Below are 22,702 nucleotides of genomic sequence, written 5' to 3'. Positions count from 1 at the left end.
CATTTTAAAATTCTTTCATTGTTTTTATAGACCATCCCGCTATAGCATCTCCGCAGAACATCGCATTATTTTCCATTATAATTGAACCGTCTTCTCTTACACTCGGACCTAATATCTCATCGTGAGCCCATCCTCCCGACAATCCGTCTCTTGCCAATGACTGAAGTTCTCCTATAACTTTTTTAGCTGCAGGAAGTTCTATCATTTCTGATACATTTCCTGTAGACACTAACGCATCTGCTTTTTCATCCAGCACAACTAACGGCTGACTTGCTCCGTCTCTACCTGTACACTCGTTACTTATTCCTACTACTTTAACTCCTACATCTTCCAATGCAACTATACATCTTATATAGTCAGTATCAGGGTTTCCGTAACCTTCTTCTGTAACTATCGCTCCGTCAGCTCCCAATGCTTTTGCAAGATTTGCAACAAAGATTGCGGATCTTTCTTTCTGTTCCAATGAAACGTTCAGATTGGAAAGGATAACTCCCAAGAAATTAACTGTCTTACCGTGTTCTTTATACAATTCTTTTATAATAGGGAAATTTTGCATATCGTATGTAGACCATTTTGATGAAGCAGGCATAAATGAACCGGATATAATAGCTCCGTCAAGTATTTCATTAGGATTTACAAATGTAGGAACATAGTGGTTTAAATCCCATCCGTATATTAAATCGTTATATCCCATTTCTTCCATTTGAGATTGAGGTTGCATTACCAATACTACACTCGGAAGTTTTTCTACATCTGCTTTTCTGTTTCTTACAGATTCAAAATCGTATTCTTCTATATCGTTTGAAGTCTGTTCCAACACTGCTTTAGCCAAATATTCGGAAAATTTATGACTTGCCCATCTGATTGCTCTGTTTTTCTTTTGTTGTTCATGTCTTTCAAATTCTTCATCAGTATCAGCAACAAGACATATATTTATAAGTTCTCCGTATATTGTATATTTCTGTCCTTCTCCCGACATATCGATAAGTCCGTCTCCGAAAGACCCCCAGTGCATACCTACACCGAGTACCGAAACTCCTTTAAGAGCATACAAATCTCCTTCTCCGCAAGGAGCAAGATCTCCTGTTACTCCCGGAAATGCAGCTCTTCCGTCTTTTCTCGCACGAGGCTCTATTGCCTCTTTAACAGGTACGATACGTATATCTTCTCCCGGTTTTGCAATTTCTATATCTGCACTTGTAATATGCTTATCTTCTTTTATAAAATTTAGTGCTTCTTCTTTGTTTATATACAAAACTCCATTTTCATATTTTGTCTTTTCACCGAATACAACATCTTTTACGTGAAAATTGTGAATTCTTAACTTTTTCATATATTCCTCCCAGTTTTATTTTAATTGATTGTATTGATCATCTTCTTTTAGAGCTTTCATTATAGAAACTATAGTCAGTAACATTATAAACGCAAAAGGAAATGCCGCTACGATAGATACTGTCTGTAACATTTTCAATCCGTTTGCCGAACCTATCATCAACGATAAAGCCAATGCCGATTGTATAATTCCCCATACGAGTTTTTTCGAGTTAGGCGGATTTAAATCTCCTTCATGAGACAACATACCTAAAACAAATGTTGCCGAGTTTGCCGAAGTAATAAAGAAAGTAAACAGCAAAGCTATTGCTATTACAGATATAACATTTCCCAATGTTATATTATTAATAACCATGAAAAATGCAGTTGAAGCATTTTTGGAAGCCTCTACCAATACTTCTTTTGCTACTGCAAAATCTATTGCTCCGAATATTGAAAACCAGAAAAACGATACTAACGACGGCACAATAAGCACACCGCTTATAAATTCTCTTATTGTACGTCCTTTGGAAATTCTCGCTATAAAAGTTCCTGTAAAAGGTGCCCACGCAATCCACCATGCCCAGTAAAATAATGTCCACGCTCCATACCAGTCGGTTTTGCTGAAAGCTCCTATTTCAAATGTATTGGATAACAAACTTTGCAAATAATTTCCTGTACTTTCACCGAAAATATTAAGAATATCAATAGTCGGTCCGAATATAATTGATAAACCTAATAAAGCCACAACCAAAATCATATTCAAATTTGAAATAAATTTTATTCCTTTATCAATTCCCGTTACAGCTGTCCAAGTATATATAATAGTAATAACAACAACTATTATTATTTGTATAAGAGTTGTTTCGGGAATTTTAAACATAAAGTTCAATCCGCTGCTGATTTGATATGTTCCCAATCCTAATGATGTAGCCATTCCCGCAGCAGTAGCAAATATTGCCAATATATCAATAAGTTTTCCGATATACCCTTTTGCTTTTTCTTCGCCTATCAACGGTATAAATAAACTGCTTATTAAGCCCGGTTTATTTCTTCTGAACTGCATATAAGCTAATCCCAATCCCAATATACTGTAATTAGCCCACGGATGCAATCCCCAATGAAGAAACGACTTCGTCATAGCAAATTTAGCGGCATCAACGGACATTGATTCGGCTCCTATAGGATTTACATAATGATATAGAGGCTCATATATTCCGTAAAAAACAAGTCCTATTCCCATTCCCGCAGAAAACAGCATTGCAAACCATGATAAATTGCTGTATTCAGGTTTAGAATCATCGGGTCCCAATTTCATGTTTTTATATTTACTAAAATAGGCTATCCAGATAGCAAATCCTACAAAACAGGTCATTGCAAATGTATAAAACCATCCAAAATTATGAACAATTCCTTTTAACAAAATATTTGCCGATAACTCAAATCCTTTAGGAAATATAAGACCGCATAAAACAACCAGAGTTATAATAGACACTGAAATTAAATAAACCGAATTGTCTTTTGTTTTTTCGCTCATATTTTTGTTGTATGATTGTTATCAATCACACTTCTCCTTTCTTTTATTTTTCAGTACCCTGATACTTTAACAAAAACAAATCTCTTTGTTCATTTTATAAACTGTTTCTTTAATTCACCTCCTTATTTCCAGATTTATATATCCAACGTTTATAAACTATAGTAAAATACAAAAAGCATTCTTATACTCCAACTCAAAAATTTAGAGCATAAAAATGCCTTGTGCATAAAAAATTATTCATATTCTGTAATTTCATTGCACCGCAATGATTACATACTTCTCAGCTTCAAAAGCATATATTTTCCATTTTTTTTACTATATTAAAAACTTTTTCATTATGATTAACTAACATTTCCATATTTGTTCTCCTTTGTATGCAATTTATTTGTTATGAATATTATTAATCTGTTGCTGCATTTCTTAAATTCTGTTCTGTTTTTAAAATAGACGATCAAATAAAAACTTTTAAGTTTCCGTTACTTATAGTATAACCCGATTTTTTGATTTGTCAATCTCTATTTTGATATTTTTTTAACTTGTCTAATTCTCAATATATACGAGGTATTATATTGTCTATTACAGATAAATCAATTATTTTAAAATCATCCGATATTTTTGGCTGATAATTTTCAGGTGTTTTGGCTATTTGCTGCCATTGTCTGAATGTTTCCAGACATTTTTCTATAAGAAGAATATCTTTCGTATTATCTTCTTTTTCTTTAGGATAAACCATTACAGATCTGTACGGTGTCTGATTAGGTTTTAAACTTGATGCCTGCGGATGAGTTAATAATATATGTCTGTCATAAACCAAATCTCTTACTTTTATTAAGACATCTTCATATTTTTCTACAAAAATACATTGCAGTTCACCTTTATATTTAGTATAAACTTTATCATTATTAGTAACAAGTATAGCTTTTTCTAAATTCCACATACGGTTTTTCCTTTCATTTTTCAAATCAGAAATTATAAAGAAAATACGAGGGCTTGATAAGCCCTCATTTAAGAATTTTCTCCTACTTCCTTTTATATTCCTATTTTTTCTTATCTTTTAAAACTTTAATATCCTTCCAAAGCATAAATACTATAAGTACCGCACCTACATAACCGTTCAAAACATATATTATGTTTACCAATGTTCTGAAATCAAGGAACAGACCTACAACCAATCCTATCAATGCCAAAGATATTGTAAGTATTTTAAATTGTAATGTTCCTTCTTTTGAAAAACATACAGCCGGATTGTAAAGTAAAGGTACAGCTGTTGTATAAATTCCTGCAAACACAACTAATGCAAATATAGCAGAGAAAGGCTTCCAAATTTTTGCAGCAAGTATAAGATTCGGTATCGGAGCATTCCACACATATTGTCCTTCACTTCCTAAATTAATATTTGCAATTTGCCCGAAAGAAACCAAAACTATAGCTACACAAACTGCAAGTGTTCCTCCGATTATACCGTATTTTAAATTTTTCTTACTGTTTTTTCCTGCAAGTGCAGTAGTGAAACTCGCAAACCACAAAAGTACGAATCCTGCATATGATAATCCTGATATAAGCCAGTTTGCTCCTGCATTTTTGATAGTTTCTCCTGCTTTTGCACCTTCATAAGCAGAAGTTTTTATAATTTCCAAGCCTTGAGGGATATTTACTCCGTCTCTAATACATGTTATTAAACCTATTGCTATACACAGTACAACTATTAAAGGTCCGACTATTCCTATAGCATCAACCAGAGAGTTGAGTCCTCCTATAACAGTAACTACAGTTATTACTGTCAATATAACTGCTCCTGCCCAAAGCGGCAATCCGTATCCCTGATTTAAAGTTGATGCAGCTCCTCCGACCATTACCCAAAATGACATATAACAGAATATTGTTGAATAATAATCAAAAAATGTTCCTATATATTTTCCGCAATAATATTTATAAATATCATTAGGTCTGTCAAAATTTTCTTCAGCTCCAGCTTTTGCAAAACTGAAATTATAATAAAGAAATGTTATTGCAAATACTGCGACAACTAAAAGTCCGCTCATACCGTAAGCAGTATAATATTGAACTATTTCCTGTCCTGTTGCAAATCCTGAACCGATAGTAAATGCAATAATTGCTCCTGCAAGTATTAAAACTCTTTTCCAGTTAATTATATTGCTGTCTTCTCCCATGTGTATCAGTTCCTCTCCTAATGGTTTTAATTAAAAATCGTCTTTTTCAAAAACTGTTTGTTCTGTAACAGGTGTTTGCAACGCTTTAAGTGCTCTTCTTACCATTCTTTTACGTATTTTTTTGGAATCTACTTCACCTTGAGTAGGATCTCCTAAAGGATATGGTATACCTACTCCCGGTATAATTCTGTTAGCTCCTATTGTTAATGATATAGGAACTACTGTAGCCATATGAACTACAGGAATGCCGTATTTTTCAATACCTTTTACCATCGTTGCACCGCAACGTGTACAAGTACCTCAAGTACTTACAAGGATAACAGCATCTACATGTTCATCTATAAGTTTTTGTCCTATTTCAGTACCGAATTTAGCTGCTGAACCTGTAGCTGTACCTGTACCTGTAGTAGCAAAGAATGTATTATAAAGTTCTCCGAATTCTCCGTCTTTTTCCATTTCTCTTAATACGTCCAAAGGTACTACAAGATTCGGATTTGCCATAACAAACTGTCTGTCATATCCTCCGTGAATTGTTGTAAAATCATTAGGTGAAAGTTCACTCATTCCTTCTATTGAATAAGAACCGTATTTTGTAGCATTGGAAGACTCTATATGATCAGGGTTTCCTGTAGGAACAACTCCTCCTGAAGTTACTACTGCAATTTTTGCCTTCTTAATATCTTTAATAGGTTCTGCCGGATCTACTCTATCAAATTTAGGCATAGGAAGATCTGTTTCAAATTCTTCTCCTTTTAATTTTTTCAACATCATTTTTATAGCTCTTTCAGATGCTCTTTCTTCAGCAAAATAGTTTACCCTTATACCTCTTTCATGATATCCTTCTATTGCAGGTCCAAGTATTTCTTCGCCTTTTGCAAGTTTTTTTACTATATTTGAAATACTTTTTACCACTTTTCTCATGTCTGCTGCAGAATTTCCGGTTTTCATTATGATAACGTCTTTTCTGAACATATCTACACCCGGATTCTCTTCGTATTCTGCCGTAACTGAAGGAACTCCCAATCTTTCTTCTACAGCTTTACACACTGTTCCGCATGCCACTCCGTAACGTCCTGCGTTAAAAGCAGGTCCTGCTACAAATACATCAGGATTATATTTTTTAACCATTTCAAGAACTGTATCTGTTGCAACTTCAAGATTTTCACCGAAATAGTTATCTCCGCATATAATTGTAGCAACTATTTCAAATTCTTCTCCCAATGCTTCTTGAAGAGCCTGTCCCGGACCCACAGATCCTTCTCTTAATTCAGGTTTATGATCCGCTTTTTCTTCTCCCCCTATACCGGCGAAGAATTGATTTATATAATGAACTACTTTATATTTTTTCATTTTTATCCCTCCTTAATATCCTCTCGCAGCTAATTTATTAAATCCGTTTGCTATAGTAGAAGCTATTATAATTTGAATTTCAGCTTCAAATGAACCGTCTTCGTTGACACAACCTGCCCAACCTCCGATTTGACTTTCTATATATTCCATAGTTCCTATTATTTTGTCCATAACCGGGAATTGTAAAGTCGCATTACCTTGTCCGCATGAAGCAAGTGCAGTTGCTTCTTCACAAGTATCTGCAAGTGATTGTGATTTACCGTCTTTTCCAGGAAATTCATCTGTTATAAGAACAACTTTAACGCCTTTTCTTTCTACTTTACGACAGTTCATCATAAGATCCGTATCAGGATTTCCGTATCCTTCCTCAGTTATAAGAACTCCGTCCAATTGCATCCATTCAGCAAGTTTTGCAACCATATCCGAATGACGTTCTTTATCCGCAAGGAATACATTTTCATTAGTAAGGATAACTCCCATAAAGTTAATGTCTTTTCCGTGATGTTTATAACAATCCTCAATAACAGGATTATGGAAGTGATGATAAGTAGTAACTTTATCACAAGGAGCAACACAGTTTCCTGAAACTATAGCACCATCCATAATTTCAGTCGGATACATAAATGTAGGAACAAATTGTTTAGCATCTACTCCATAGTAATAAGTATCATGTAAAAGTCCTTGTGATTGAAGCATATGAACATATCCTATTTTAGGGAGATCAGGATACATTGCAGCCTGTTCAAATATAGGTTTTGTTTCAAATACTTCTAAAGTATCAGGCTCAAGATTTCTTGCTGTTTCTCCAAGAAATGCCGCTACTTTTAGTCCTGCCATACGTCCTGCTTTTTCATATACATGTGTTTCAAGTCCTTCTTTAGGTTCAATAACTACACAAAGATTTACTGTTCCCGAGAAAGGACAATATTCAGCAGCAGGTCCGCTCATATCAATTACACCTTCCTGAAATCCTACTATACGTCCTACAGTAATTACACAACAACCGTCAAGTGCATGAGTTCTTCCGCCTCCTACTGTAGGGCTTACTTTACCTATAACTCCGGGAAACATTTCTCCTCCGCTTACTTTAACACGAGGTTCTATTACGTCCTTAACAGGAGTTATTCTTGTTTTTTCGCCGGGTCTTGCTATATCAAGACTGCATCCTATCAATTTGTCATCTTCCAAAACAAGTTTTTCTACTTCTTCTTTATTAACATAAAGAATGTGATTTTCGACATAAGTTTTATCGGAAAACTGTATATCGTTGATTTTAATTTTTCCTAATTCTAATTTCATAAGATGTTACCTCCTTCAATATTTTATAACCATTTTTAGAATTTTATCAAAATTATATTTTTATACGCCACCTCCTTATTTCCAGATTTATATATCTAATGTTTATAAACTATAATAAAATACAAAAAGCATTCTTATACTCCAACTCAAAAATTTAGAGCATAAAAATGCCTTGTGCATAAAAAGTTATTCATATTCTGTAATTTCATTGCACCGCAATGATTACATACTTCTCAGCTTCAAAAGTACATATTATTCAAATTATCATTCTTTATTTTTGTATTAAAGTTATTAACTACTATTTTCACAATAATTCTCCTTTCAATCTTCATTAATTTAAAAAGCTGATAACTTAAATTAAATTACTGTTTATTAATTTCTCACCTATCTTATGTTTATAGTATAACCTCATTTTTTGATTTGTCAAGTCAGTTTACGATTTTTTAATTTTCTGTTAGAATCTTTATTTTTCAAATATAAAAATATGTACCTCCAAACATGCAATTTTTACATTCCCGTTCTTCGGTACATTTTTAACTTCTTTCAATTTCAATTTTAAAATCGCTTCTTTTCAATTTTGTCTAATTACTTATCTTCATAATCATAATAGACATCATTTTTTTCATATTTTTTATTATAATCTGCCAGTAACTCTTTTGCTTCTCCTGATAACCATACGATTGCTATCAAGTTCGGAATAACCATTAAACTGTTAAATATATCAGCCAATGACCATACTATATCAACTTCCTGTAATGCTCCTACAATTATACAAACTATTACTATTATTCTGTAAGGAAGCAAAGCCGATTTACCGAACAGATATTTAATATTTGATTCTCCGAAATAATACCATCCTACTATAGTTGTAAATGCGAAAAATGCAAGACAGATAGCAAGTAAAATTGCTCCCGGCTCTCCAAAGGCATTTTTAAATGCACCTTGAGTAAGCTGTGCTCCTCTTAAATATTTATCGCCTGCATCTTTAAGGTTATATGCTCCTGTAACCAAGATAGATAAAGCTGTAGCTGAGCAAACAAGTATAGTATCTATAAATACTCCTACCATAGCTGATAATCCCTGTTCTGCCGGATGATTTACATGTGCTACGGCATGAGCGTGAGGAGTAGATCCCATTCCTGCCTCATTCGAAAACAATCCTCTTGCGATACCTTTCTGAACTGCTACTTTAACTATTGAACCTGCAATTCCTCCGACTGCTGCATGAGGTGTAAAGGCACTTTCAAATATCCAAATTACTGTAGGTATTATTTCTTTATGAAATATAATTAAAACTATAATACTTGCCAATATATAAACTGCCGCCATAATAGGAACTACGAGTTCTGCAAATTTTGCTATTCTTTGCATTCCTCCCCAGAATATCAAGGCTGCCAAAACTGCCACTATAACACCGATTATTCCTGCATTTATATTTTCCAGTCCACTTATTCCTTTAATTCCCGATGCTATAGAATTTGACTGTACGGCATTTCCCATAAAACCGAGAGCTAAAATAATAGACACTGCAAAAAATCCTGCTAAAAATTTACTTAAAATTCCTGCTTTTTTTAATCCGTAAGAAATATAATAAGCCGGTCCTCCTACAAGTTCTCCATGAATTTTTTTTCTGTACTTTTGTGCCAAAGTTGCTTCTGTAAAAATTGTTCCCATTCCTAAAAATGCTGAAACCCACATCCAAAAAATAGCTCCCGGTCCTCCTGCAGTTATGGCAGTGGCAACTCCGGCTACGTTACCTGTTCCCACTTGTGCCGCAATAGCTGTAGCAAGTGCTTGAAATGAAGACATAGAACCTTCTTTTGAATTTGCTTTTTTCTTAAACAGCCCTCCAAATACCATTCCAAATGCTCTTGACATTTTAGTTATCTGTGGAAATCCTAAAAAAAGAGTAAGAAATGCTCCCGCTCCCAATAATCCCCACATCAAAATATTACTTGCAATAAAACTATTTATTGTGTTTATTAAATCTACTAATTTTTCATAACCCATTTTTTTCACTCCCTGCATATTGAAATTTAATACACAAGCAAATAATAATTACCGTCTTCATAAAAATCCTATTTTATTCTTTAAATAATTTACATATTAATCAGAATATTTACAAAGTACCCAAAATCACTATTATTGTACTTCCGTATAGTAATAACTATATAATTTATAAAAACTTCCTATATCTTGTTAAAAAATTAACAAAGTATAATATAAATTTAAAATAGCAATATTATAATTATAATCCAAAAATAACAGCCTATAAATATTCCGAATAAAATTTATAGGCCTTATTTATATGGAATATTATTTTTTATTCTGATAAAAAACCGTCCGCTTTCAATATTTCTTTGGCTTTTTCTTTATTTGCTTTACTTACAAGAATAATCGGTCCTGTACATCCCATTCCGCTTTCAGCATATATACCGTGTTTCCAGATAGCTTTTGCAGCATCTTCCAGATCCATAATATCTACACCTGCTATTTGAGATGTTACCGCTTCTTTTTCAGGAACTTTTACTTCTTCCGAAGGTTTACTTTCCTGTTTTTTATTTTTCAATTCGGCAAAAATTTTATCCAATCCTGCCGCTTGAGCTTTTTTGTATTCTTCTCTGGCTTTTTCGTTTACTTCTCCTGTAGCCACTTCATAAGCATATTTCAATGCCTTTGCAACCACAGGTGAACCCGATGCTCTTGAAAGAATCAATATTCTTCTGTCATAATTTTCTCCCACTCCCGGACCGTATCCGTATCCTTGGGCTTCGTAATCTCCTCCTGTAGTAAATGACGAGAATATTTTCATAAGTAAATTTCCTGTTAATGAATCTGTTACCATCACATCAGGCGTACCCATCAACAAGTCATTTCCTCTCATTACCGCTCCGCCGTCGGCTCTTTGAGATTCTGTAAATTCAAAATCATATCCGTTTTTTTGAAGTTCGGACAATAATTTTTCTGTTTGTCTTGCACCTTCTATATTTATTATACCTACTGTCGGTTTTTTAATGCCTACTGATTTTGCAGCTGCTATACCGTATATCGCATTTCTGACCATAGCTTCCACTCTGTCAGTTGCCGACGTTCCGGTAGTCGTAGCTATAAACATTTCGTTTCCTTTTCCGGGAGTTACTACTCTTCCTACTGTGGAAACTCCTATAGGAAAATTATAGTGCATAGTAACACATGAAGCTATTTCGCCTTTATCCAATAATTCTTCCATTATTTTGTGAGCTTCATCTTCAGATTCTGTTTCATAACTTTCAAAATCCTCATGCCCTTTTCCTATAAGAACTATATCAAACAAATCATTTTTAGCTGCTATTGCACCTTTTATGATATTTTCACTACCGTGTTCACTTCCTAAAGTTGTTACTCCTACTTTTATTTTTTTCCCGAAATTTCCTGTTTCAATAGCATCGGCTAACTCAAGTAATACTTCGGAAATTATTTTTTTACTCATTATAGCATACACCCCCTACTCTTCTGCATCTGCGATATTTTGAGCAAGTTTTTTAATTGATTCTGCTATTATTTTTCTTATTTCTTCTTTAGAAACTGCTCCTTCTTCAGAAGATTTTTCTCCTGTATTTCTTTCAGCAACGAACGAAACACCGTCAAATAAGTTTGTCATTCTTCCTAAGAACAAGCTTCCTTTACCTACAATCATCGCTCTGTTTTTATTTCCTGTAGTCAAATCCTCACGCAAGAATCCTACATAAGGTACTCCTGAAGGAATATGACCTTGTGTCGGAGCCCATCCAGGCAATCCTTTTTCTTCTATAAACGATTTCAAACCGGCTTTTGCTATGTCTCCACGCATTACAGCCAATGCACCGATCATTTTATAGTTAGCCTCAGGTACATTCCCTGCTCCTGCAGCCATTGTGATGTCAGGATTCTGCATTTCTACAGAGAATACATCAATATCGGTAATTTTCAATCCTGCTTTATCCAAGCCCGGTGTTACCAATGCAGAAATAACTTTTTGAGGTGAAGAACCTGTTCCTACATTATGTTTTCCGACCAAGTCGGTTCTTATTACAGGGTTTACTCCGTCATTTTCAGAAATAAGTACTGCAAATCCTCCCAACACATCTTCCAATACAGGAATTCCTTTTTTAACGTGATCTTTTGCATTCATTCCCAATTTTGCAGTTGCTCCTCCGGCAACTACCATTACGTTTTTATAGATTCCCGCTTTAACCAATGATGCACCGCTTATTAACGCATGAGTAGGTGCAGCACAGAATCCACGTAAATCCGATCCTGTAGCATTTGTCAATCCTGCGATTTCAGCTATAGATTTTGCAAAGTTTCCTCCTCCACGTTGGTTTATATCTCCGCACGCTTCTTCAGAACATTCTATTACATAATCTATTTCTTCAGGATTGATTTTTGCATTTCTTAATAATTGCAATGCAGAAATAACTCCTGACGCTTTAACTACAAGATTTTCAGCCATTACGTGAGCATTTAAGTTAGGGTCTACGTCATGTGCTCTTTTTACATATCCTACAACTTTTCCTTCATGAATTAATTTTTGATCTTTAGGATCGATTTCGCTTATATCGGAACCTTTCAACTGTCCAAAAAACGGAGCCAATTCTTTATAGTTTTCCTCTATTTTCGGACGTACTGATGCTACAAATTCTTCGGATAATTTTACTAAATCAAAAGCATCCGATATTTGCATTATTCCCAAAAATTCATCCTGAGGAACTATTTCTCCGAATTTACCGTGACGATCACCTTTCTGATCTTTTATATTGTACCAAGGCATAGGGAATGTATTTAACTCTTCGGGAGTTTTTCTTCCTATATAAACCTGGTTCGGCAAGTAATTCACTACTTCTTCGTATGATCTTATATGATTTTTTATTTCTTTTAAAAATTCAGAATCAGGATTTGTTTCTCTTTCTATAGAACATGTAGAACCGTTTTCAATCATGTCAGGTGTATGAACCAGAACATATCCTGCTCCTTTAAATACTGGATAATTCATATTTTTATTTGGAGCAGTCTTAAAAAGACTGTTTTCTCTAATCAAGACCGCTCCGTCTCCTTTCTGAATTAACTAAGTTAATTATTCAAATACTGTTTGACCGTCTACTTCTGTCGTTAATGCTTTTAACGCCTTATCTATTAATTTTCTTCTTATTTTTCTTTCTTCTTCTATGCTGTCCAATTTAGGATTTCCTAACGGATGAGGTATTGCTATAGTCGGAACGATTCTGTTTGCTCCAACTGTAAGAGATATAGGTACTACTGTACACATATGTACTACAGGGATTCCTGCTCTCTCAATTTCTTTAACCATCGTTGCACCGCAACGTGTACAAGTTCCTCAAGTAGATGTTAAGATAACTGCATCTACCCCGTCAGCTTTTAATTTTTGTGCATACTCTGCTGCAAATCCTTTTGCACTCGCTACCGCTGTACCGTTACCTACTGTAGTGTAGAATTTATCGTGTAATTTACCGATTTTTCCTGCTTTTTCCAATTCTCTCATTATATCTACAGGTAACACACGGTCTGCATCTTCATTTGCGTACACAGGGTCGTATCCTCCATGAGCTGTTTCAAATGTATCAGCTGTCAAGTCATTAACTCCTGCTATACTGTATTCTCCATATTTTGATGCTGAAGATGATTCAATGTGATCAGGGTTTCCTTTAGGTACTATTCCTCCTGATGTAACCAATGCGATTGTTGCTTTAGTTAAATCTTTAACTGCCGGATTAGGATCTACACGATCGAAATTAGGCATAGGATATTCAGTTTCAAAAGGCTCACCTTTAATTTTTTTGATTAACATATCTACAGCACGTTTGGATCCTGTTTCTTTATGGAAGAAGTTTACCCTTACTCCTTTAGGGATATATCCTTCTTCTGCAGGAGAAAGTATTTCTTCTCCTTTAGCCAATTTTGTTGCTAATTTAGCTAATTTAGGTAAAACTTTTCTCATTCCTGCTGCACTGTCGGATGCTTCTACTATATATACATCTTTTCTGTACATATCTACACCCGGATTTTCAATATACATAGCTGTTACAGCCGGTATATGTAACTCATCTTGAATTAATTTTGTAATTGTTCCCGCAGCAACTCCGTAACGTCCTGCATTAAATGCCGGTCCTGCTATAAATAATTGAGGTTCTAAACCTTTAATCATTTTCAATAAAGTTGCCTGTGCTTTTTCCAGATTTTCATTGAAATAGCTGTCTCCGCATACTACTGCAGCCACTATTTCAAATTCGTCTCCTAATTGTGCTTGTAATTGCTGTGATATTGGCGGCAATTCTTTTCTTAATTCAGGCTCTATATGAGCTTTTTCTTCCCCTCCAACTCCAGCAAAAAACTGATTAATATAATGCACTGCTCTTATTTTAGACATTTTTTACCTCCTAGTTATCTGTAAGTTGGATTAGTCTCCACGTACTTCTTTCATTTCTTCAGAGATTGCATCTACATCCAATACCATTTCCATCATTCCAACCTGTTCTTCATAAACAGCCGGATCAACCTGTTCTTTTACTGCTTCTTCTACTATATGATATACTGCAAGATTTAATGCCACTCCTGCCAACGGCCCTGCAAAAGTCGGATCTCCTACAGTAACTGTTTCAGCTGCTAGACCAGCAGCTTCGGCTTCTGACGCACCTAATAAAACCGCAACGTTTTCATTACCGAATTTTTCGGCAGCTTCTTTAACACGTTTTTGATTTTCTAAGTCCATCGCACCTGCAGCCGTTCAGACAAAGCATTCAGTAGATGAAAATACTACTTCTGTTCCTTCAATAGTTTTTACACACTCTTCGATAGCAAGTCCGGGTATACCGTCTCTATCTCCGATAATGATTACTTTTTTATTTTTTAAACTACTCATTATCTTTCCTCCATTTATTATTTTTTTATTTGAAAATCAACTTATTTTTATTCTGTTAAATCTTTAGTAAGTTTTTGCACTTAAATAACCGAATCCTGTTTCATTTGTTGCTCCTGTGATTGCCTGAATTTCCAACACGATACTTCCGTCTGCTTGTAACGAATCATGATTTCCTCCTGCAATTACATTAACTACATCTATATGTCCGATTACTTTATCTAATTTAGGCAATGTAATTAATTGGTTAGCGTTTCCTCCTGTTACAACTGCATCAGCTTTAGGATCGGCATCTGCCAAGCTTTGGCTCGCTCCGTTTTGTCCTGCATATTCATCAGTAACGATAACAGTTTTAACACCTTCATTTTCAATTTTTTTACAGTTCATTATCAAGTCAGTATCAGGGTTTCCGAATCCTTCCTGAGAAACGATAGCTGCATCAAGTCCTAAATATTTAGTGAATTTTGCTGTCCAGTTTGAAGATCTTTCTTTGTCAGCCAAATATACATTTTCATTTGTTATGATTACACCTAAGAAGTTGATTTCTTTTCCGTGTTTTTCATACAATTCTTCTATTACTCCGTTGTTCAAATGAACGTAAGTAGGGTTTTTATCACATGCAGACACGCAGTTTCCGCTTACTATTGCTCCATCCATTATTTCAGTTGGATAAAGAAGTGTAGGAACTATTTGTTTAGCATCTACTCCGTAAACATAAGTATCATGTAACAATCCTTGAGTTTGTAACATATACACATATCCTACTTTAGGTAAATCAGGATATTGAGCTATTTGTTCAAGCAACGGTTTCGTTTCGTATACTTTTGTTTCTTCAGGTTTTAAGTCTTTAGCCAATTCTCCTATATATTTAGCCGCTTTAAATCCTATATAACGAACCGCTTTTTCATGCTCATGCTGTTTAATACCTTCAGCAGGTTCAGCAATTATTACTAAATTGTTTAATTTAGAAAAAGGTGTATATTCTGCTCCCGGTCCTGTCATATCTATGATTCCTTCCTGGAATCCTACGATTTTTCCTGTAGTTACTACAGCTATACCTTTCAATGCTATTGTTTTTCCTTCTCCTACTGTGTCAACTTTCGATAAAATTCCCGGAAAAATTCCTCCTCTTCCTTCTACCTTAACACGAGGTTCTATTACATCTTTTACCGGTGTAATACGAACACTCTCTCCCGGCTTCGCTATATCAAGGTCTACCGATACTATCGCTTCATCATCCCAAATTGCTTTGATTAACTCTTCTTTGTTAACATACAATACATTATTTTCAATCTTTGATTCTGAAGCAAACTGAATGTCCTTTATGAAAATCTTGCCTAACTCAAGACGCATAATGACTCCTCCTTTGCTTTAATTTAGATATATTTTTTGATTAATGCTTCTACATTTTCTACAGTTGCATCTTCTTTTGTTACTTCGTCAATTTTTTCTCCGCCTTTGTAAACAGCTAATGTAGGTAATCCCAATACTCTTTGTTTAATAGCAAGACGTCTTGCTGTTGTAGTATCCAAAGAAGTAAATTTCATTTTACCTTCATATTTTTCAGCTAATTTATGAACATCAGGCATTAATGCTTTACAAGGTTCGCATCCTTGACTCCAGAAATCTACAAATACATACCCGTCAGCTTGCAATACTTCAGCTTCAAAGTTATCTTTATTTAATTCTAACATTTTTCTCCCTCCTTTCTTTTTCAAAGATTTTTTAAATAATATATATATAATTATTATTTAATAAATTTATCGATCTATAAATTACTTTTTAAATAATCAAGAGCAAATTCTACAAATATTGCTGCCCCATATTTGAAATAGTCTTCATCAAGTTTAAATTTTTCATGATGCGGGAAATAAATACTTCCTTTTTCTTCATTTTTATATCCGATAAAAATGTATACACCTTTGGCATGTTCAAAGTAATAAGACATATCTTCCGATGCCATAGGTCTCGGTATTGGAACATTACAATTTTCTCCCAGTATTTCCGTAGCGACCTTTTTTGCAAGTTCCACCATTTCAGGCGAATTATAAAGGCTAAGTGTACTTTCTTCTATACGAACATCCACTTTTATCTCATAGGCTTCTGCAATAGATTTTGTATGTCTTATTATTGCTTCATGAACTGTTTTTCTTGCTTCAGGATTAAAATATCTCATCGATATTTCCAATTCAGTATATTTTGAAATAATATTGGCTTTAGTTCCACCGTTGAATTTTCCTACAGAAACAACTACTGCTTCTTGAGGATTCAAGTTTTTCGTAATTATTGACTGAAGGTCCGTCACAAAAAGGCATGCAGGATGAATTGTATCTTTTGCAAGATGCGGAGCCGAACCATGTCCTGAAACTCCTTCAAAATTCACATATATTGTATCACATCCTGAAAGTCTGTACCCTGATTCAATATTCACAGTCCCTGTAGGTATAGGCATTCCGTGCATACCGAAACATGCATCTACACCTTTCATTCCGCCTGCTTCTATAATCTTTTTCGCTCCTGCAAAAATTTCTTCACCTTCCTGAAAGAAAAATCTTATTTCTCCGTTTATTTCTTCTTTCATTTCGGACAGAATATTTGCCGCTCCTAAAAGCATTGCAGTATGTCCGTCATGACCGCACGCATGCATAACTCCATGATTTTTTGAAATAAATTCTACATCGGACTGTTCTATAATAGGCAAAGCATCAAAATCTGCTCTTAAAGCTATAGTTTTACCCGGCTTGCCGCCTTTCAGTACAGCTATAAGACTTGTACCGCTTGTTTCTTTTATTTCAAGACCTAATTTTTTTAATTCTTCAACTATCAATTTTTTCGTTTCAAATTCCTGACAACTGAGTTCTGGATTTTCATGTAATTTACGTCTTATTTTTATTATATAATCTTCGTATTTTTTAGCTTTATCAAGTACATTCGACATAATTCTCCGCCTCCTTTATTCTTTTTCTTTGTATACATTAGTAGCGTAAGTTTCAGTTGAAAAAAACGAGAATACAGTACTTAATCCAACCAGAATAATCAGTACAAAATAAGCTTTTTTATACCCTATTTCAGGCATATTTTTATAAGTATCAAGTACTTTTCCCATAATCACAGGAATCACCGCTGCTCCTAAAAATCCTATACAGTTTACTACTCCTGTAGACATTCCTGACAATCTTCTGTCATTTACTTCATTACCTACTGTCCAGCAGAGAGTAAATGCCGTCATTAAAAATCCGAATACAAACAGATATGAAGTTAATAAACCTAAAGGAAGTTTCACATAAATTAAAACTATCCAAAGAATCAAAGTGGCAATTGAAGAAAATATAAGAATAGATTTTCTTCTTTTAATTTTATCGGATAAATATCCTATCACAAGACCGCTCACCGCAGAACCGATTACAGTTGCAATAATATAATTTGCAGCCTGTATTTTTGTAATAGAATAATTGCTCATAAGAAAAGAAACTCCGAAAGTTCCTAAAAATACCGTATACCCTGTATAAAGCCCTATGTATACTAGAGATATTGTCCATGTCTTAGGATTTGACAATATAGAACCTAAGGCTTTCATAACATTTATATTTGAAGTTGCAATCGGTCTATTTTCAATCTCATCCATTCCTGGTAGTCCCATTTCTGTCGGATCATCTCTTACAAATAATAAAGTTAAAATTGCAAATATTACCATTATGATACCCATATATATGAAAGTTCTACGCCATCCAAAAGTTTCAACTGCTATAACTAAAGGCGTTTGTGCAATTATAGCCCCAAGATTTGCAGCTAATCCTGCAAAACCGATCATTAATGCAAAATTTCTTGAATAAAACCAACGTGACTGTATTTTAATCAAACAAACAAAAACTACAGATACTCCGATTCCTACGAAAAACCTTGAAATATAAGCTACTCCTAAAGCAGGTGCAAGTCCAAAACATATAGAACCTAATGCAGCTATTATCGAAAATATAAAAACTGTTTTTTTAGGTCCGATTTTATCTGCAAGTATACCTGACGGTATTTGCATTATAAAATATGCATAAAAATACATCGATCCTATATTGGCAAATTGTGCCGCACCTATCTTGAATGCTTCTTCCAAATCACTTCTTACTACACCCGCACTCATTCTGTGAAAGGTAACAAATACATAAGTTGCTGCAAGTATCAGCCACACTATCCATCTGTAACTTTCCACTTTTTTTATTTGCCTGCTCTTTTCAATATCATTCGTATTCATTCAGCCCTCCAAGTATTTTATATTATTCAAATTCTTTACTGATATATTTTTCAGCAGCTATCGCCGATACAGCACCGTCAGCAGCAGCTGTAATTACCTGACGTACTTCTTTGACTCTGCAGTCTCCTGCTACAAATACTCCCGGTACGCTTGTTTCTGTATTTTCTCCGGCTACTATATATCCGTATTGGTTTATTTCAACTTTTCCTTTAAACAATTCTGTTTGAGGCTGATATCCTATAAATACAAACAATCCCATAGTTCCGTCTTCTTCGTCGGCTTCAACTTCATATACTTCATTTGTATCAAGATTTTTAAATACTATTGATTCAAGTATTCCGTCTCCTTTTACTTCCTGAACTACTGTTCTCAATCTGATGTCAAGATTAGGAACACTCTTAGCTTTTTCCAATGTAATATTTTCACATTGGAAATTATCTAACATATGAACTATATGAACCTGTCTTGCAAATTTTGTAAGATAAATAGCTTCTTCTACAGCACTGTTTCCTCCACCTACTACGTAAACTTCCAATCCTTTAAAGAAATCAGCATCACAAGTTGCACAATAGGATATTCCTTTTCCTGAAAGTTCTTTGATTCCCGGAGCATCAAGTTTTCTAGGAGTAGCTCCTGTAGCTATTACTACAGCTTTTGCAGTATACTCGTTATCTTTACATTTGATAACTTTTTCTTTACCTGAAAAATCTACTTCCACTACTTCTTCTTTTCTAACTTCTGTACCGAAATTTTTAGCCTGCTCCAACATTCTTTGAGTAAGTTTCGGACCTGTCGGATCTTCAATAGCACCCGGATAATTTTCTATTAAGTGAGTAATCGCAGCCTGTCCTCCGTTTTGTCCTTTCTCAAGAACAAGTGTCTTAAGTTTACCTCTTGAAGCATATAGTGCCGATGACAAACCTGCAGGTCCCGACCCTATAATTACTAAATCAAAATGCTCTGCCATAATTATTATCCTCCTTATTTTTTAATATACTATTTTATAATTCTTTCTATAGCGTTAGTAATCAAATCATAGTCTATCACTCCGAAATCTTCTTTTACAGTATCTGTCCATAAAGGAGTTTCCTTATTTTTTCTGAACTTTACAAAAGTTTCTATTGCTTCGGATATCATTACAACAGAATTATGATCAAGATTATCGTTTGATTTCAAAACTATTGATCTGTATATGGTTTCATTGGGCTTTACACTTCCATACAAAGGATGAGTAAGCAACTCATAATTTACATGTATGTAGTCCCTCGCAATCTCCAATATTTTGAGATAATCGACATCTCTGTAATCCACTTCTATATCTTTCTTTTTATAATTCAAAAAATTCGGATTGTTTGTTATTAGTTTCACTTTGTAATTCTCCTTTAAAATTTAATTTATAAATAAAAAACAGGAAAAATGCCCTGCACTTATCCCTGTCATAAAATTTCAGAGTTTTGTCCAAATACGTTCTGTTTACCTGAGAATTTCATCAATAATTGCAGATTATCAACTTGTCCCTTCGGTGCTCTGATAATATCTAAGAGGCTCTCACGCATTTTTCATCCAAATATTTTAAATATTCTTTATTTTTGATTACTGCTATTTTCTATTTTAATTATACCTCGATTTTATATAAAAAGCAAATAAAAAATAATATTTTCATTTTACTTTACAAATCCTTAAAAATCAAGGAACACAAGTCAGAAAATAATTTCCGTCCGAAAAAATAATATTTTTTTAATTTTAAATATTTCTCTCAAATATAAATTTATTAAAAGCTTGAAGCCCCCCTTTTTAAGTTTTAATAATTTTTCAAATATTAATTATTACTACACCAAACTTTTTCCTGTAATTACTTTAGCAATCCAGTTACGTAAAACGTCTACACTCGGGAACATAACAGGAGCAGCAAAAGCGTCACGTAAAAGTCTTGCAAGAGGTCCTTTATTATTATAAGCCTGTCCTCCACCTATTCTCATTCCTAATGTTGCAGAATCCACACAATTTAATGATGACACTACTCTGGCAGACATAATTTTTTCAAATCCGTCTTTTTCTTCATTTTCTATTGCTCTTGTAGCGGCATCTATCATACTTTCACCTGCAAAAGCATTGCTGTAAAGTTGACCTAAATGTAATTGTACAGTTTCAATATCCGCCAATGATTTATCTCCCGGATATTTTCTGTTTAAAGCATGTTCTTTGGCAGCTTCATATATAGTTTTACTTAATCCTGCATATACTGAAGCAAGTCCCGCCATAAAGAATATAACATCTATATTTACAGGGTATTTTTGATTTGCTTTTTGTCTATCTATATAAATAGCATATTTATTGTCAAGTTTCATTTTTTCCATGAACATAGGACAAGAGTTATTTCCTCTCATTCCTAATCCGTTCCAGTCGCTTTCTTTAAACGAAAGTCCTTCAGCACCGTAAGGTATCAACCAATTTACAGGTCCTCTTTTTTCGTCAGCAGGAACTGAAATCAAGTAATAAGAAGCATAATTAGCAGAAGTAATCATACTTTTTGCTCCTGTTATAACGCTGTAATCATCATGATTTTCTACTTCCAGCTGAGAATTGAACACGTGAACTCCTGTACCGAATTCACTTCTTGCCAAAGTCATAAATTTATTATTTTCAATTATATCTTTTACTACCTGTTGTTTTATTTCTTCACGTCCGAAAGTAAGAGTAAACTTCAACGCAACATTGTGCATTGTATAACAAAGCCCTGCCGTTGCACAAGCTTCAGCGAATGCTTGAGTAACTTTTGCGTGAGCATATATCCCCTGTCCTTCTCCTCCTAACTCTTCCGGTATTACAATCTTAAAGAATCCCTCTTGAGAAATCTTTTTAAAAATTTCTTCAGGAAATTTACCTGTTCTGTCAATCTCTTCAGCATAAGGTGCTATGTTTTTATCAGCAAATTCCTTCGCCCATTTGTAATAATCTTTCATTAATTACCTCCTAAAGTTGTATGTGAAAATTTTCTATAATCTTACGTTTTTTTATAATAAAAGTCAATATATGAGTAATTTTTTGTTTTTGACTGAAAAATTTTTGCTTTTAGTTTATTTTACTGTATTAAGAGTTTAATTTCTTTTTTCGTTATTCAAATTTTGAATATTGTATTCTTTTTTTATTCTTCATTTATATTTTTTTTTAGAGGTATACTTTGTATTGAAAACATTTTTATTTTAGTTTAAGGAGGATACATATGAACACAGAAACAAAAATAAAAACACGAACACAAAGGAAACCTTTCAAATCACAAATTCCTTTTGCATTGGCTTTAACTGCATTAGTAGTAGTATTCGGTTTTTATTTGAAAGATGTGAAATTAGTAACATTCTGGATTTTCGGTCTTGCTTTCGGAATCATTTTGCAGCGTTCAAGATTTTGCTTTACAGCAGCGTTTCGGGATCCGATTTTAACAGGCAGCACTTCCCTTACAAGAGGTGTTTTACTCGCCATTTCTATAGGAACAATAGGATTTACAGCTATCAGTTTCGGATCCGTTCTTTCCGGAGGAAAATTTATCGGAGTGGATTCTGTCGAACCTTTATCTTTATTAACTATTGCAGGAGGAATTATCTTCGGAATAGGTATGGTTATGGCAGGAGGTTGTGCTTCTGGAACTCTGATGAGATTCGGTGAAGGATTTGAATTACAATGGGTTTCATTTATATTTTTTATGTTGGGATCTGTTGCAGGAGCATGGGCAATGGGATTTCTGGAACCTGTTTTCAGTAACAAAAAATTTGCAATATATTTACCTGAGCATTTAGGTTGGATTGGTGCTCTGGTTTTCCAATTTTCTATTATATTGATTCTCTATATTATTGCCCTCAAGTGGCAAAAGAAAAAAATAGGTTCAGATAAATAAAATA

19 protein-coding genes and 1 riboswitch are annotated in these 22,702 nt (G+C 34.1%); of the genes, 1 reads left to right on the top strand and 18 read right to left on the bottom strand.

The window, feature by feature from the left end; all coding sequences use genetic code 11:
- Positions 1 to 4: 4 nt before the first annotated feature.
- The 18 genes from FVE72_RS04080 to FVE72_RS03995 form a co-directional block, all read right to left on the bottom strand.
- The gene (locus FVE72_RS04080; protein WP_026737353.1) at positions 5 to 1,333 is read right to left on the bottom strand and encodes a glycine/sarcosine/betaine reductase component B subunit; all 1,329 of its coding nucleotides are present in this window, start codon (positions 1,331 to 1,333) and stop codon (positions 5 to 7) included.
- Between the two features lie 15 nt (positions 1,334 to 1,348).
- Complete coding sequence (locus FVE72_RS04075) at positions 1,349 to 2,848, bottom strand: BCCT family transporter (protein ID WP_026737352.1); 1,500 nt, start codon at positions 2,846 to 2,848, stop codon at positions 1,349 to 1,351.
- 547 nt (positions 2,849 to 3,395) lie between these two features.
- Positions 3,396 to 3,785, bottom strand: a complete 390-nt coding sequence (locus tag FVE72_RS04070; RefSeq protein ID WP_026737351.1) for a GrdX family protein — start codon at positions 3,783 to 3,785, stop codon at positions 3,396 to 3,398.
- Between the two features lie 100 nt (positions 3,786 to 3,885).
- Entirely contained in the window at positions 3,886 to 5,019 is a 1,134-nt protein-coding gene (locus FVE72_RS04065) for a YkvI family membrane protein (RefSeq protein WP_006807435.1), read from the bottom strand.
- A gap of 30 nt (positions 5,020 to 5,049) precedes the next feature.
- Complete coding sequence (gene grdF / locus FVE72_RS04060; protein WP_081724174.1) at positions 5,050 to 6,369, bottom strand: sarcosine reductase complex component B subunit beta; 1,320 nt, start codon at positions 6,367 to 6,369, stop codon at positions 5,050 to 5,052.
- Between the two features lie 12 nt (positions 6,370 to 6,381).
- A complete protein-coding gene (grdG, locus tag FVE72_RS04055; RefSeq protein ID WP_026737348.1) occupies positions 6,382 to 7,668 on the bottom strand; it encodes a sarcosine reductase complex component B subunit alpha in 1,287 nt (428 codons plus the stop codon).
- Positions 7,669 to 8,253: 585 nt separating this feature from the next.
- Positions 8,254 to 9,678, bottom strand: coding sequence for an alanine/glycine:cation symporter family protein (locus FVE72_RS04050; protein WP_026737347.1), 1,425 nt, complete (start codon positions 9,676 to 9,678; stop codon positions 8,254 to 8,256).
- Positions 9,679 to 9,991: 313 nt separating this feature from the next.
- Positions 9,992 to 11,137 carry a glycine/sarcosine/betaine reductase complex component C subunit alpha gene (grdD, locus tag FVE72_RS04045; protein ID WP_026737346.1) on the bottom strand — a complete coding sequence of 382 codons (1,146 nt, stop codon included), beginning with the start codon at positions 11,135 to 11,137 and terminating at the stop codon, positions 9,992 to 9,994.
- Positions 11,138 to 11,152: 15 nt separating this feature from the next.
- Positions 11,153 to 12,679, bottom strand: a complete 1,527-nt coding sequence (grdC, locus tag FVE72_RS04040; RefSeq protein WP_026737345.1) for a glycine/sarcosine/betaine reductase complex component C subunit beta — start codon at positions 12,677 to 12,679, stop codon at positions 11,153 to 11,155.
- 81 nt (positions 12,680 to 12,760) lie between these two features.
- Positions 12,761 to 14,071 (bottom strand): glycine reductase complex selenoprotein B, encoded by a 1,311-nt coding sequence (gene grdB / locus FVE72_RS04035; protein ID WP_081724173.1) that lies wholly within the window; start codon positions 14,069 to 14,071, stop codon positions 12,761 to 12,763.
- A gap of 30 nt (positions 14,072 to 14,101) precedes the next feature.
- Positions 14,102 to 14,563: a glycine/sarcosine/betaine reductase complex selenoprotein A gene (gene grdA / locus FVE72_RS04030; RefSeq protein ID WP_081453616.1), complete on the bottom strand. Its 462-nt coding sequence runs from the start codon at positions 14,561 to 14,563 to the stop codon at positions 14,102 to 14,104.
- A 63-nt stretch (positions 14,564 to 14,626) separates the two neighbouring features.
- Entirely contained in the window at positions 14,627 to 15,913 is a 1,287-nt protein-coding gene (locus FVE72_RS04025) for a glycine/sarcosine/betaine reductase component B subunit (RefSeq protein WP_006807544.1), read from the bottom strand.
- A gap of 23 nt (positions 15,914 to 15,936) precedes the next feature.
- A complete protein-coding gene (trxA, locus tag FVE72_RS04020; protein WP_006807450.1) occupies positions 15,937 to 16,254 on the bottom strand; it encodes a thioredoxin TrxA in 318 nt (105 codons plus the stop codon).
- Between the two features lie 74 nt (positions 16,255 to 16,328).
- Complete coding sequence (locus tag FVE72_RS04015; protein ID WP_026737342.1) at positions 16,329 to 17,498, bottom strand: M20 metallopeptidase family protein; 1,170 nt, start codon at positions 17,496 to 17,498, stop codon at positions 16,329 to 16,331.
- A 15-nt stretch (positions 17,499 to 17,513) separates the two neighbouring features.
- Positions 17,514 to 18,806: an MFS transporter gene (locus FVE72_RS04010; RefSeq protein WP_026737341.1), complete on the bottom strand. Its 1,293-nt coding sequence runs from the start codon at positions 18,804 to 18,806 to the stop codon at positions 17,514 to 17,516.
- Between the two features lie 22 nt (positions 18,807 to 18,828).
- Entirely contained in the window at positions 18,829 to 19,773 is a 945-nt protein-coding gene (trxB, locus tag FVE72_RS04005; protein WP_006807431.1) for a thioredoxin-disulfide reductase, read from the bottom strand.
- Between the two features lie 29 nt (positions 19,774 to 19,802).
- A complete protein-coding gene (locus FVE72_RS04000) occupies positions 19,803 to 20,174 on the bottom strand; it encodes a GrdX family protein (protein WP_006807466.1) in 372 nt (123 codons plus the stop codon).
- Between the two features lie 87 nt (positions 20,175 to 20,261).
- Positions 20,262 to 20,369: riboswitch (glycine riboswitch) on the bottom strand.
- 266 nt (positions 20,370 to 20,635) lie between these two features.
- Positions 20,636 to 21,769 carry an acyl-CoA dehydrogenase family protein gene (locus FVE72_RS03995; RefSeq protein ID WP_026737340.1) on the bottom strand — a complete coding sequence of 378 codons (1,134 nt, stop codon included), beginning with the start codon at positions 21,767 to 21,769 and terminating at the stop codon, positions 20,636 to 20,638.
- Between the two features lie 260 nt (positions 21,770 to 22,029).
- On the opposite strand from FVE72_RS03995, the gene FVE72_RS03990 reads away from it, so the two are divergent.
- Positions 22,030 to 22,698, top strand: coding sequence for a YeeE/YedE thiosulfate transporter family protein (locus tag FVE72_RS03990; RefSeq protein WP_026737339.1), 669 nt, complete (start codon positions 22,030 to 22,032; stop codon positions 22,696 to 22,698).
- Positions 22,699 to 22,702: the final 4 nt, after the last annotated feature.

Source organism: Pseudoleptotrichia goodfellowii, assembly GCF_007990505.1.
Classification (GTDB): domain Bacteria; phylum Fusobacteriota; class Fusobacteriia; order Fusobacteriales; family Leptotrichiaceae; genus Pseudoleptotrichia; species Pseudoleptotrichia goodfellowii.
This window is presented reverse-complemented; position numbering and strand designations above follow the sequence as displayed.